Below are 12,692 nucleotides of genomic sequence, written 5' to 3'. Positions count from 1 at the left end.
ATAGCCGGTTGAAGGTGCGCTAGCCTGGGCGGGGACGAGCGCAGCGCTGGGGGACCATGCCTTACGACTACGATTTGTTTGTGATTGGCGGCGGCTCGGGTGGCATTGCCACAGCGCGCCGGGCAGCCGGTCATGGGGCGCGAGTGGGCCTTGCCGAGGTCGATCGCTTGGGGGGCACCTGCGTCAACCGCGGCTGCATTCCCAAAAAGCTCATGGTCCATGCTGCTCATTTGGCCGACGGGTTTGAAGACGCCCGCAGCTACGGCTGGCGCTTGGGCCAACCCAGCTTCGACTGGGCGCATCTAGTGGCGGCGATCGACCGCGAAGTCGAGCGTCTCAACGGGGTCTATCAGCGCACGCTGGACAAAGCCGGGGTGGAGGCTTTCGATGCCTACGCCAAGCTGCTGGATGCCCACACCATCGACCTCGGCGATCGCAAGGTCAGCGCCGACAAAATCGCCATCGCCGTGGGCGGGCACCCGGTCAAGCCGGAGGTGCCTGGCATGGAGCACGCCCTGGTCTCGGACGACGTCTTCCGATTGCGCCAGCAATCCCCACGCGTTGCGATCGTCGGGGGCGGCTACATTGCCACCGAGTTTGCCTGCATCCTGCACGGCCTGGGCAGCGAAGTAACCCAAATCGTGCGCCGCGAGCGGATCCTGCGCAGCTTCGATAGCGACATCCGCACCGGGGTGCAAGACACCATGCAGCAGCGCGGCATTCAACTGCTCCCCGAGAGCGATGTGGCCCGCATCGACAAGCAGGCCGATGGCAGCTACCAGGTCACTACACAAGGGGCCCACGCCCAGACCGTCACGGTCGATGCCGTGCTGGCCGCCACCGGGCGCGCCCCCAACCTACAGAACCTGGGCTTGGAAAACGCGGGCATCGAGACCGATCGCGGCGCCGTGGGCGTCGATGACTACAGCCGCACCAGCCAGCCCCACATCTTTGCCGTGGGCGACTGCACCAACCGCATCAACCTAACGCCGGTGGCCATCAATGAGGGGCGCGCCCTCGCCGATACCGAGTTCGGCGGCCAGGATCGGGTCATGGCCTACGAAAACGTCCCCTCGGCCGTGTTCACCATCCCCGAAGCCGCCACGGTGGGCTTAACGGAGGCGCTCGCGCGCGAGCGCTACGGTGAGGCGATCGCGGTGCATCGGGCGCGGTTTCGCGCCACGCACCTCAGCCTCACTGATCGGGACGAGAAGACCACAGTCAAGCTGGTGGTCGATCACAGCACCGACCGCGTGCTGGGCGCCCACATGGTGGGCGAGGGTGCCGCCGAGATCGTGCAGGGTGTGGCGATCGCACTCAAAATGGGCGCGACCAAGGCTGATTTCAACGCCACCGTGGGCATTCATCCCACCGTGGCCGAGGAGTTTGTCACGCTCTAGAGCAGATAGACCAGCCCAAACAGCACGATCCAAACAACATCGACAAAGTGCCAGTAGAGCTCGGCAGCCTCGACCCCAAAGTGGTGCTGGCTGCTGTAGTGACCGGGTCGCTGCGTGCGCACCAGCACCAAGGCAATGAGCAGCAACCCGAACGTGACGTGCAAGCCGTGAAAGCCGGTCAGCACGAAAAACGCGCTGGTAAATAAGTTGGCGGTCAGGCCGAACTCAACAGTGGCGTACTCGTAAAGTTGGCCGCCCAAAAAGATCGCGCCCAACAGGCCCGTTAGCCCGAACCAAAACCGCAGCCCGCTCAAGTCATCGGCCTTGATGGCGCTTTGGCCGCGGTGCATGACAAAGCTACTGGCAACCAGGATGGCCGTGTTGACCGCCGGCAAGGCCAACTCCAGCTCGGGCGTTCCTTGCGGCGGCCATTGGGGCATGGTCGAGTAGTAAATCAAATAAGCCCCAAAAAAGCCTAGAAAGATGGCGCTCTCGGCGACCAGGAACAGGACAACGCCAAACAGGCGATGGTCCGGTTCCTCGGCAGCCGCCGTTGGCGCTTGAGTCTCGCCCAGCACCGTCTGGGATTCGCCCACCGTCGAGCCTGTCATGCCAGTTCTTATCCTTAGCGCGTCGAGCAGGGAGCAGGCGGGCCGCCCAGTCCATCGTTCCCGCCTGGGTCCGAGCCTTATTGGGACGAGCCGGCCGTCGATGGGGGCAAATACGCCCGCTCGATGCCGTAATCGTAGGGTCCGGACCACAAGACCGGTTCCGTTTCAAAGTTTTCGATCTCGGGCGGCGATGCGGTCTGCCACTCCAGCGTCAGCGCCCGCCAGGGATTGGACGGCGCCGGCTGCCCCCGCCACCAGCACCAAACCACGTTGGCCAAAAATGGCAGCGTCGAGGCGCCCAAAATGTAGGAGCCCACCGTGCAAATGACGTTGAGGGTCTCGTACTGGGGATCGTAGAGCGCGATGCGCCGGCTCATGCCCATCAACCCCAACTGGTGCATGGGCAAAAAGGCCAGGTTCAGCCCCACAAGCGTCAGGGCAAAGTGCACCCGACCCCAGGTTTCGTTGAGCATGCGGCCCGTCATTTTGGGGAACCAGTGGTAAATGGCAGCAAAGACCCCCAAGACGCTGCCGCCAAAGAGAACGTAGTGCAGGTGGGCAACGATGAAGTAGCTGTCGTGGACGTGGATATCAAACGGCACCGAGGCCAGCATGACGCCGCTCAACCCGCCGATCAAAAACGACGAGACAAACCCCATGCCAAACAGCATGGCGCTGTTGAGCCGAAGCTTGCCGCCCCAGAGCGTGGCGCACCAGCTAAAGACCTTAATGCCGGTGGGGACGGCAATGAGCATGGTGGCTGCCATAAAAAACATCCGCAGCCAGGCCGGCGTGCCGCTGGTAAACATGTGGTGGGCCCACACCAGCAGCCCCAAAACGCTAATAGCCAAGCTGGAGTAAGCAACGGCGCGGTAGGCAAACAGCGGCTTGCGCGCATGCACCGGCAGCACCTCAGAGATGACCCCAAAAAAGGGCAGGATCATGATGTAAACCGCCGGATGCGAGTAGAACCAGAATATGTGCTGGTAGACTACCGGATCGCCGCCGCCAGCCGGATTGAAAAAGCTGGTCCCGGCCAGCAAGTCAAACGACAGCAGGATCAGCGCGGCTGCCAGCACTGGCGTGGCGACCAGCACCATCAACGACGTGGCCAGCATGGACCAGCAAAATAGGGGCATGTCGTTCCAGCCCATCTCGGGGGTGCGCATCCGCACGATGGTGGTGATGAAGTTGATCGCCCCCATGATGGAGGAGGTCCCCAACAGCAGCAGGCTCAGGATCCAAATCTCCTCGCCGACTTTGCCCATCACCAAGCTCAGCGGCGGGTAGGAGGTCCAGCCGGCTTGCGGTGCTTCTACCAGGAAGCTAGCCAGCAGCAGCAGGCCTGCCGGCGGGATCAGCCAGAAAGCCGCGGCGTTCAGCCGGGGAAAGGCCATATCCCGCGCTCCCACCATCAGCGGGAGCAGGTAGTTGGCTAGCCCGGCCCCAGCCGGAACGATCCACAAAAAGATCATCACGGTGCCGTGGACCGTAAACAGCTGGTTGTAGAGCTCCGGGTCAACCACATCGGGCTGCGGCGTCGCCAGCTCGGTGCGCATGACCCCGGCCAGGGCGCCGCCGACTAGATAGAACAAAAACGAGGTCACCAAGTACTGGATGCCGATGACCTTGTGGTCGGTGTTGAAGCTGAAATAGTGCCACCAGCGCCGTTGGGGGTGGGATGGCGAGGGCGGAGCGCTTGCAGGGATAGTAGCTTGAGCTGCCATAGTTTGGCCTCGCTAACGGCTGGCTGGATGGCTCGCTTGTAGGGCGAACCTAATCGCCCAACCCTACAGTAGCTGCAGCGCTTGCCTGGGGCTCAAGCCCCTCGCCGAGCGTCGCAGCGGCTCCCATGCGCTCGGCATAGGGGGTTAGAAACTCGCGGTCCGAGCGATCGCGGGCCGCGCGTTGGGATTCGGGGGCCTGGGCCACCGTTCGCTGTTGCATCCAGTCCTGGAAGGCCTCTGGCGTTTGAACGCGCAGTTGCGATTTCATGGCCCCGTGGTAGGGCCCGCACAGCTCGGCACACACGATGGGATAGGTCCCAACCCGATCCGGGCGGAAGCGCACTTGACTCTGGCGGCCGGGGATGGCGTCTTGTTTGATACGAAACTCGGGCAGCCAGAAGGCGTGGATGACATCGCTGGCCGTAATTTTGAGCTCCACCGGCCGGCCAGTGGGAACGCGCAGCTCGCCGGCGGTAATGCCGAGTTCGGGGTAGGTAAAGATCCAGGCGTACTGCATGCCTTTGACCTCAACAGTCAGCGGCTTGACGCCCGCTTGCTGCTCCAGCGGGGAAGCCCCCAACCCTAGCGCCAAATTGCGTCGCGACCCTTCGGCAGCTGCCAGCTGCGCCTCCAGGCGTTCGGCAGCCGTATTGGGACCCGCGTCCCGGGCCGCTGCGGGATCGAAGCCGCCCATGGCGTTGTAGACCTCAAAGCTGTACACCGAGAGGATCAACACGATGACCGTGGGAATGGCCGTCCAGGTCACCTCCAGCCGCACGTTGCCATCCACAGGCGGCCCGTCCGTCTCGTCGTCCGGGCGCTTGCGAAACCGGATGGCGGCAAAGATCAGCACCCCCTGGATGAGCAAAAACAGCCCGGTCGTGATCGTCATCATCAGATCGAACAGATCGTCGATCTCGCGGGCGTCTCCAGAGGCAGCTTCCGGCAGCAGGCCGTGATTTTGGCCGTACCAAAAGCTCAGGGCCGCTGCGATTAGGCTGGCAATCCCGATACCGATCTTGGTAGCAGTACTCACGGCTGACCTCTCGGGCGTGCGGCTCGCCAGCTCTAGCCTAAAACAGCCCTGGCCCAGGGGACAGCCACGGCAACCCCGCGAAGGCGGATGCTAGGTTAATCGTAGGTTAGCCCGCGCCGCCCGTCGCGAACGAAGGCTAGGTCCCCATGAGCGAGTCGGTTCTGGCAGCTACCCCCGATGGCAGCAAGCAGCCCGAGCGCCAAATTCGGCGCCTGATTTGGCAAATCGCAGCTGCCACGCTCGTTTTGATGGCCATTGGCAGCGCAACGCGCGTTTTCGAAGCAGGACTAGCTTGCCCGGATTGGCCGCTGTGCTACGGCCAGCTCGTTCCGGCCGAGCAAATGAGCTGGCGCGTCTTTTTGGAGTGGCTCCATCGCGCGGACGCAGCCGCGATCGGGATTAGCGCGATCGCGCTGGTGGGCTTCTGCTGGCGGTACCGGGACCGGTTACCGCGCTGGCTGCCTCGAACGGCGGCGCTGGCCCTGCTGCTGGTTGTTGCGCAAGGCATTCTCGGGGGCCTCACCGTTACCGAGCTACTGCAGGCCGACATCGTAACGGCGCATTTGGGGATGGCCTTGCTTGTTTTTGGCCTGCTGATTGCCATGGGGACGGCGCTGACCCCCTATAAAGGAACGGCAGCTGCTCCCAAACTGCCTTGGATGGCAGGCATTGCCGCGGTTTTGGTTTATCTGCAAAGCCTGCTAGGCGGCTCGATTGCGGCCCGTTGGGCAGTTAGCCGCTGCTTGGGCGCTTCAGAGCTTTGCGGGGTCATGAACGGCCACCTATTGGGCTTCATTCCGGCCTCGGTGGCAACGCTGGCGCTCGTGGCAGTGGCACGGCGCACGCCCGGGCTGCATCCGCTGCTTCGGAGGCTCTCGGCGTTGGCTGGTAGCTTGCTAGTCCTGCAGGTGTTGCTCGGATTTGCAACGTTTCACCTGCAATTGCGCGCCGAACCGCTGACGGTCACCCACCAAACCGTCGGTGCGGCCTTGTTAGGCTCGCTGGTGGCACTAACCGTTTTGGCCGCCCGCGATCGCGCTGTTGCCGCTCGCCCGCTGGCTGCGCCGAGCGGCTGAACGCCTCACCCCACGCTGGCTATGGCAGGGACGAGCCTTCCCCAACGCAACGAGACCGTCGGTGAGGCCATCCGAAGCTACGTACAGCTGACCAAGCCGCGCATCATTCCGCTGCTGCTGGCAACAACCGTAGCAGCCATGGGGCTGGCCTCACGGGGCCGCATCGATCCGGGGTTGCTGGCCGTCACCCTGGCCGGGGGCACGCTGGCGGCTGCCTCGGCCCAAACGCTCAACTGCATCTACGATCGCGACATTGACGACGCCATGGCGCGCACCCGCACGCGCCCCATCCCGGCCGGTCGCGTGCGATCGCGCCACGCGCTGATCTTTGCCCTGGTGCTGGCGGCCCTGTCGTTTGGCCTGCTGGCTGCGGGGGCCAACCTACTCAGCGCGGCGCTCGCCCTATCCGGCATTGGCATCTACATGCTGGTCTATACGCACTGGCTCAAGCGCAGCAGCGCCCAAAACATCGTCATTGGGGGCGCGGCTGGCGCTGTGCCGCCGCTGGTGGGCTGGGCGGCCGTTACGGGGGATTTGAGCTGGACGCCGCTGCTGCTGTTTGCGATCGTCTTTGTCTGGACGCCGCCGCATTTTTGGGCGCTGGCGCTGCTAATTCGCGATGACTACGCCCAGGTGGGCGTGCCCATGCTGCCGGTGGTTGCCGGTGAGGCCCACACGGCCCGGCAAATTCTGGCCTACGCCGCGCTGCTAGTGCCCATGACGCTGCTGTTGGTTTATCCGCTGGGCGCTGCCGGCTTGCTCTATGGGGGCTTGGCACTTGCGCTGGGGACCATCCTGCTGGTTAAGGCTTGGCAGCTCAGTCAGGCCCCGGCCGACCGGCAACTGGCGCGGTCGCTGTTCAAGTACTCCATCTCCTACATGATGCTGCTGTGTGCCGGGCTGGTGGTGGATAGCTTGCCGGTCACCCATCGGTTGACGGCCACCCTAGCCGAGGCCTTGAGTGCCGCAATCGCGCCTTAGCGGGCTGGGTTGCGAGTGCTTAAAATTATTTAGCAGGGACATTCCTTATCGAGGCCACCGCCGCGAGTGCCATGCCGGCTGCCATCCGCATCGAAGACCTGCACAAGCGCTACGGCGAGGTCGTTGCCCTGCAAGGCGTCTCGCTGCAGGTGCAACCGGGCGAGATTTTCGGCCTGCTCGGGCCCAATGGGGCCGGTAAAACGAGCACCATTCGCTGCCTCTGCACGCTCAGCCAGCCGGATGGGGGCACCATCGAGGTCTGCGGCCGCTCGGTCCAGCACGAGCCTAAGGGCGTGCGGCGCCAGTTGGGCTACGTCGCCCAAGAAGTCGCGCTGGATAAAGTGCTCACCGGCCGCGAGCTGCTGCAGCTGCAAGCAGCGCTCTATCACCTCCCCCGGCAGGTGGCGCGCGAGCGCATCGAGCAGCTGCTGGCGCTGTTGGGGCTGAGCGAGTACGCCCATCGCCGTACGGGGACCTATTCGGGTGGCCTACGCAAGCGGCTGGATTTGGCCGCTGGGTTGCTGCACCAACCGGCCGTGCTAGTGCTGGATGAGCCCACCGCCGGACTGGATGTCGAGAGCCGCTGGGTCGTGTGGGACCTATTGCGCCAGTTGCGCGCGGCGGGCACCACGGTTTTGATGGCCAGCCACGACCTGGAAGAAATCGATGCGCTCGCCGACCGAGTTGCCATCATCGATCGCGGCCGCACCCTCGATGCTGGAACCACAGCGGAGCTCAAAGCTCGCCTGGGCGGCGATCGGGTGACGCTGCGCCTGCGCGAGTTCACGCCCGAGCGCGAGGCCCAGCAGGCGCGCGCGCTGTTGGAATCGCTGCCCTGCGTCGAAACCGCAATTGTCAATACGGCCCAGGGCAACTCGCTCAATCTGGTAGTCGCGCGCGATGGCGATGTCCTGCCGGCCATCGAGCGATCGCTGCAGGAAGCCGGCTTACCCACCTTTAGCATCGCGCAGTCCCAGCCCAGTTTGGATGATGTCTATCTAGTCGCGACCGGCCGCACCCTGGCGGATGCCGATCTGGCCGCTACCGGCAACGGCCGCTAACGCCCGCGCTCGCTGACACGCAGGAGGCGATCCCCGATGCAACCCACTGCCAGCGCCGAACGCCAGCAAGCCCTGCTCGCCCCCAATGAGGAGCCGGCCCCAGCGACGCCTGGCAACCCGCTTGGCGAGTTCGTTCGAGAGACGCTCGCGCTCACCTGGCGACTGTTCGTCCAGCTGCGGCGCCGGCCTTCAACGCTGGTGGCCGGCGTCCTGCAGCCGCTGATGTGGCTGGTGCTGTTTGGGGCCCTGTTCGAGCGGGCGCCTGCCGGGATGCTGGGGGGCGACGTCAGCTACGAGCAGTTTCTGGCGCCCGGCATCATCGTGTTTACGGCGTTCTCGGGCGCCCTCAATGCCGGGTTGCCCGTAATGTTCGATCGCGAGTTCGGCTTTCTCAATCGCCTGCTGGTGGCGCCGCTGGCATCGCGCTACTCCATTGTGGCGGCTTCCACGCTCTACATTCTGAGCCTGAGCGCCATCCAGACCGCGGCGATCGTGGCTGCCAGCGCGGCTTTGGGAGCCGGCTTGCCCGGCGCGGCCGGGCTAGGGACGATCACGGCGGTGGTTTTGGCCGTTACCGCCGGCATCACGGCCCTGAGCCTGGGCCTGGCGTTTGCCTTGCCCGGCCACGTTCAGCTGATTGCGGTCATTTTCGTGCTCAATTTGCCGCTGCTGTTTGCCAGTACGGCGCTGGCACCGCTTGCCTTTATGGCCGATTGGCTGCAGTGGGTTGCCAGCCTCAACCCGCTCACCTACGCGATCGCGCCCATCCGTTACGTTTATCTCAACCCGGATTGGGCCTGGGGGAGCGCTGTGCTGCAAGCCCCTTGGGGCGAAGTCACCTTGGCAAGCGCCCTAGCAGTGTTGCTGGGCTTTGCCGCAGCCGTATCGCTAGCGATCCAGCCCCTGCTGCGCCGCTGCTTTGCCTGAAGCGGGCAGGAACCCATTAGAATCGAGGCAGCGTCGTTTTGCTTGCCGCCTTAGCAGCTCAGTTGCCATGTTCGCGTCTCTAAGATTGCACGGTCTCCGCTTTGCCCTCGGCCTCGGGGTCGCGGCCGCTGCGGTGGCAGCCCCAGCCGCAAGTTGCGCCCAATCGGCCTCCGCTGAGAGCAGTCCGTTTCCGGACAACGAACGAAGCGCCACGCAACCCGGCCTGGGGAGCAGCGGCCTATCGGCCATGGATTTGATCCACCAGGCGCAGCGGGGCAAGCGGCCCAGCATGGGTCGGTTCCAGCAGCAGAACCGCAGCAACCTGGAAACCGCCAGCGAGCGCTTCAAGCAGCAGCAGCAGCGAGCGCTACAGCAGCAATCGGCCCAAGAGTCCCCCAGCGGACAGGCTGAGGCCAGCCAGTAGCCCTGGGGGACGGCGCGCGCTAGCTGACGCGCGAGAGCAGATCGTCGGCGTGCGTCTCGGTTTTGACGTTGGTGTCGACGCTGTCGATGGTGCCGTTGGCGTTGATGAGGTAAGTTACCCGCTGGGCGCTACCGCCGCGATCGACGTCGTAAGCCCGGCTGATGGCGCCATCCGGGTCAGCAATGAGCGTGAACGGGAGGCCGTACTTCTCCTTGAATTTTTGGTGCGAGGCGGCATCGTCCTGGCTGACCCCCAGCACGGCCATATCCCGCTGTTGGTACTGCGGGTAGCGATCGCGAAAGCTCTGCGCTTCTTTGGTGCAGCCCGGGGTGTCGTCTTTGGGGTAGAAGTACAAAACGACGGTCTTGCCGGCAAAGTCCGATAGCGATACCGTGTTGCCTTCGCTGTCTTGCGCGCTAAAATCAGGCGCCTGAGTCCCGGGTGAGAGTGCCATAGGAATGCCTCCTGCAAGCGTTTATCGCTCGCCCCTTCCTAACGCGCATGCGTGCCGCCTGGCAAGCGCAGCAGCGCCCGGCTAGCGGGCTTCGGCTGCCAGCTGCGCCTTTTGGCGCTCGGCCAGTCCCCGCATGTTGCTGAGCGAGTGCAGGTGGGCGAACGCAATCCCGGTGGTCCCGTTGCGGACCCACTCGGCTAGGGTGGCATCGTCAACGGCGCCCAGCTGCTGCGGATCGAGGGTGCGAAATCCGCCTAGCGTGCTGGCCGTTTCCTCGCCCAGTTTGAGCTGAAACTGGCGGGCAACCAACACTTGCCGCTGGGCTAGCGGGCTCAGGAGGCGCTCGGTTTGGTGGCAATCCCGCTGGAACTGGATCAAAAGCGCTTTGACGCGCTCCAGTGCTGGGGCCGGGTTGCCGCTGGCATCGAACAGGGGGTCGCTGTCGGGATGGGCTCGATCGGCTGCTTGGAGCTGCGGAGCGGTCCGGTCGATGGCAATGGCAAAGCGGTCGCCCGATCGGGTGGGGCTCAAAACGAACGGATAGCAGCGAACGTAGGTCGGCACGTAGGGCGCTTGCCAGGTGCCATCCGCTGCGACAAAGGCATTTTCCCCAGCGCGCACCGAGAAAATGGCGCGCGGCAGCAGCGACTCGCCTTCGCGCGCAAAGACCACCGGAAAGTGCTTGGCCGCTTCGGGCACTTCCGAGCCGCTCAGCGGGGCAGCGGCCAGATCGGCAGCAAAGCGGTAGTGGCCGATGGGCTTGAGGTACAGGTGGCCGTGGCTGGAGAAAGCTAGAAACTCGGGCTGGGCGAACATGCGGCTAGCGTGCCAAGGCCTGCTGCGTCATGCCGGCGATCGCGCGATCGCTGGCTTTGGGAAGGTGATAGTAAGTACCGCCGGCGCGCTCGGCCAACGACTGGGCAAAGCCGGTCGAGACGAATTTGTTTTCGGTATCGATGGCCAACAAATGCATGCCGTAGTGGCGGATGCGGCCGGCGATATCGAGCAGCTCGGTCTTAATATCCGGCCCTTCGCCTTCCGATGGCGACTCGCTCATGGAGCGGGCGAGCGAGATATTGCCCCGACCGTCGGTGATCGCCACGATGGTGACCTGGCTGACATCGCCAGAGCTGCGGGCGTTGAGCCCAATATGGACGGCTTGGGTCAGCCCGTGCGAGAGCGGCGATCCGCCACCGCAGGGCAGCGTCTCCAGGCGCCGCCGCGCCATGGCGATCGAGCGCGTGGGCGGTAGCAACACCTCGGCCCGTTCGCCGCGGAACGGGATGAGCGCCACCCGGTCGCGCTGCTCGTAGGCATCGGCGAGCAGGCGCAGCACGGCGCCCTTGGCCGACTGCATGCGATTGAGGGCCATGGAGCCGGAGGCATCGACCACAAAGATCACCAAGGCACCCGCCTTGCGGGCCAGGCGCTTGCCCCGCAAGTCGCCGCGCTCGACGATGACGTTGCGGTCCGGATGGCGCTGGCGGCGCGCCTTTTGGTAGGGGGCCGCCGCGCGCAGCGAGGCATCCACGGCAATCCGCCGCACTTCGCCGCGTGGCATGATGGGTTTAACGTAGCGGCCTCGCTCCTCGGAAAAAATTAGGCCGCGATTGCCCGAGTTGGCCTGCTGCTGCCGCTGCACCAGCTGGGCAAAGTACAGCAGGTTGGGATCGACCACCGCACCTTCGGGATCGAAGACGAATTCCTCCGGCAAGCTGGGGGCTTGCTGTTCCGAGTCGGCCTCATCCTCGTCGCTCTCGCCGCCATCCTGCTCTTGCGACTCGGCGGATTGCGCCGGCGGCTCACTCGGCTCGGAGGACTCCGTCTCGTCATTGCCGTTTTGCTCTTCTGGCTGCTCGCTCTCGCTATCGCTCTGGGTGGGGTCTTGTTGCGGCGGTGCTTCTTCCGGCGGCGCCTCGACCGAATTCGAGCGCGGTAGGATGACCAACTCGACGGCGCGGCGCAGATCGTCCCCGGTGACGGTGGTGCGGCCGTCTAGCGCGGCCGCAGCCTTGGCAACCCGCACAGCAAACAACTCGGCGCGGTGCCCTTCCACGCTGCCGCGGACGGCCTCATCCACCAGATAGCGCGTTTGCTCGGCGGTCAGCTCGGTTTCTTGCAGCCACTCCCGGGCCAGGATGATGTCAGTGCGCAGGCCATCCAGATCCTCGCCGTACTGGCGGGCAAACGCTTGCGGATCGTCGGCGTGCGCCACCGCCCGATCGGCAGCCTGCACGCGCTGGTCTAGGCCCAGAACGCCGTCGGCCGAGAGCGTAATGGCCAGGCGATCCAGCAAGTGCTGGCGCAACGGTTTTTCTTCGGGGTTGTAGGTGGCAATGAGCAGGGGGCAGCAGGGATGCTGGATGCTGATCCCTTCCCGTTCGATGCGGTTGCAGCCTTCGCTGAGGATGCCCAGTAGGCGATCAGCAATGCCGTCATCGAGCAAGTTGAAATCGTCAACGTACAGCACGCCGCGATGCGCCTGCGCCAGCAAGCCAGGTTGAAACACCGGCTCCCCCTGCTGCATTGAGGTTTCCACATCGACTGAGCCCAGCAGGCGATCTTCGGTCACCCCCAGCGGGATTTGGACGAAGGGGGCAGGAATAACGTCAGTGGGAACGCCATTGCTTGCGCCGTAGCGCGCGCGCGTGTCGTCGTCCCAGGAGCCGGGATCGTAGGGATCGCAGTTGGCGATCGCCCCTTGCACCACCTCAATCGGGGGTAGCAGCGAGTGCAGCGCGCGCGCCATGACTGATTTGGCCGTTCCGTGGCGCCCGGCAATGGCAATGCCGCCCAACCCCGGATCGACAGCCCCCAGCAGCAGGGCCAGCTTGATGGCATCTTGTCCCACGACAGCGGCTAAGGGAAACGTTTCGCTGTCAGGCGCGGTCGTTGTGGCGGTCATGGCAAATTCGTCCGGGCCAGCAAGGGGGCGTGGCGTCGGCAGCGCTCGCAGCGGACGCCGCCTTGATGCCAGCTTGCAGCGGCAGCCAAA

Annotated in this window: 11 protein-coding genes; 5 read left to right on the top strand and 6 right to left on the bottom strand. The window is 64.6% G+C overall.

Annotated features, from left to right (window positions below; translation table 11 throughout):
• The first annotated feature begins 56 nt into the window (after positions 1-56).
• Complete coding sequence (locus BRC58_01160; GenBank protein ID PSP19415.1) at positions 57-1,400, top strand: glutathione-disulfide reductase; 1,344 nt, start codon at positions 57-59, stop codon at positions 1,398-1,400.
• Here the strand turns inward: BRC58_01160 and BRC58_01155 are convergent.
• The 3 genes from BRC58_01155 to BRC58_01145 form a co-directional block, all read right to left on the bottom strand.
• Positions 1,397-2,011 (bottom strand): heme-copper oxidase subunit III, encoded by a 615-nt coding sequence (locus BRC58_01155; GenBank protein PSP19414.1) that lies wholly within the window; start codon positions 2,009-2,011, stop codon positions 1,397-1,399. The two genes, BRC58_01160 and BRC58_01155, sit on opposite strands and share 4 nt — an antisense overlap.
• 77 nt (positions 2,012-2,088) lie before the next feature.
• A complete protein-coding gene (gene ctaD, locus BRC58_01150) occupies positions 2,089-3,738 on the bottom strand; it encodes a cytochrome c oxidase subunit I (protein ID PSP19413.1) in 1,650 nt (549 codons plus the stop codon).
• A gap of 49 nt (positions 3,739-3,787) precedes the next feature.
• Positions 3,788-4,774: a cytochrome C oxidase subunit II gene (locus BRC58_01145; protein PSP19412.1), complete on the bottom strand. Its 987-nt coding sequence runs from the start codon at positions 4,772-4,774 to the stop codon at positions 3,788-3,790.
• Between the two features lie 146 nt (positions 4,775-4,920).
• On the opposite strand from BRC58_01145, the gene BRC58_01140 reads away from it, so the two are divergent.
• From BRC58_01140 to BRC58_01125, 4 genes are all read left to right on the top strand, one after another.
• Entirely contained in the window at positions 4,921-5,850 is a 930-nt protein-coding gene (locus BRC58_01140; protein PSP19411.1) for a heme A synthase, read from the top strand.
• 21 nt (positions 5,851-5,871) lie between these two features.
• On the top strand, positions 5,872-6,831 hold the full coding sequence (locus tag BRC58_01135; protein PSP19410.1) for a protoheme IX farnesyltransferase: 960 nt from the start codon (positions 5,872-5,874) through the stop codon (positions 6,829-6,831).
• 71 nt (positions 6,832-6,902) lie between these two features.
• Positions 6,903-7,892 carry a lysozyme gene (locus BRC58_01130; GenBank protein PSP19409.1) on the top strand — a complete coding sequence of 330 codons (990 nt, stop codon included), beginning with the start codon at positions 6,903-6,905 and terminating at the stop codon, positions 7,890-7,892.
• Positions 7,893-7,928: 36 nt separating this feature from the next.
• The gene (locus BRC58_01125) at positions 7,929-8,819 is read left to right on the top strand and encodes a transporter (protein PSP19408.1); all 891 of its coding nucleotides are present in this window, start codon (positions 7,929-7,931) and stop codon (positions 8,817-8,819) included.
• Between the two features lie 443 nt (positions 8,820-9,262).
• Here the strand turns inward: BRC58_01125 and BRC58_01120 are convergent, their stop codons facing one another.
• The 3 genes from BRC58_01120 to bchD form a co-directional block, all read right to left on the bottom strand.
• Complete coding sequence (locus BRC58_01120; GenBank protein PSP19407.1) at positions 9,263-9,697, bottom strand: peroxiredoxin; 435 nt, start codon at positions 9,695-9,697, stop codon at positions 9,263-9,265.
• Positions 9,698-9,778: 81 nt separating this feature from the next.
• The gene (locus tag BRC58_01115; protein PSP19406.1) at positions 9,779-10,513 is read right to left on the bottom strand and encodes a hypothetical protein; all 735 of its coding nucleotides are present in this window, start codon (positions 10,511-10,513) and stop codon (positions 9,779-9,781) included.
• Between the two features lie 4 nt (positions 10,514-10,517).
• On the bottom strand, positions 10,518-12,602 hold the full coding sequence (gene bchD, locus BRC58_01110; GenBank protein PSP19405.1) for a magnesium chelatase ATPase subunit D: 2,085 nt from the start codon (positions 12,600-12,602) through the stop codon (positions 10,518-10,520).
• Positions 12,603-12,692: the final 90 nt, after the last annotated feature.

The organism is Cyanobacteria bacterium QS_8_64_29, from assembly GCA_003022125.1.
Lineage (GTDB): Bacteria > Cyanobacteriota > Cyanobacteriia > Cyanobacteriales > Rubidibacteraceae > QS-8-64-29.
This window is presented reverse-complemented; position numbering and strand designations above follow the sequence as displayed.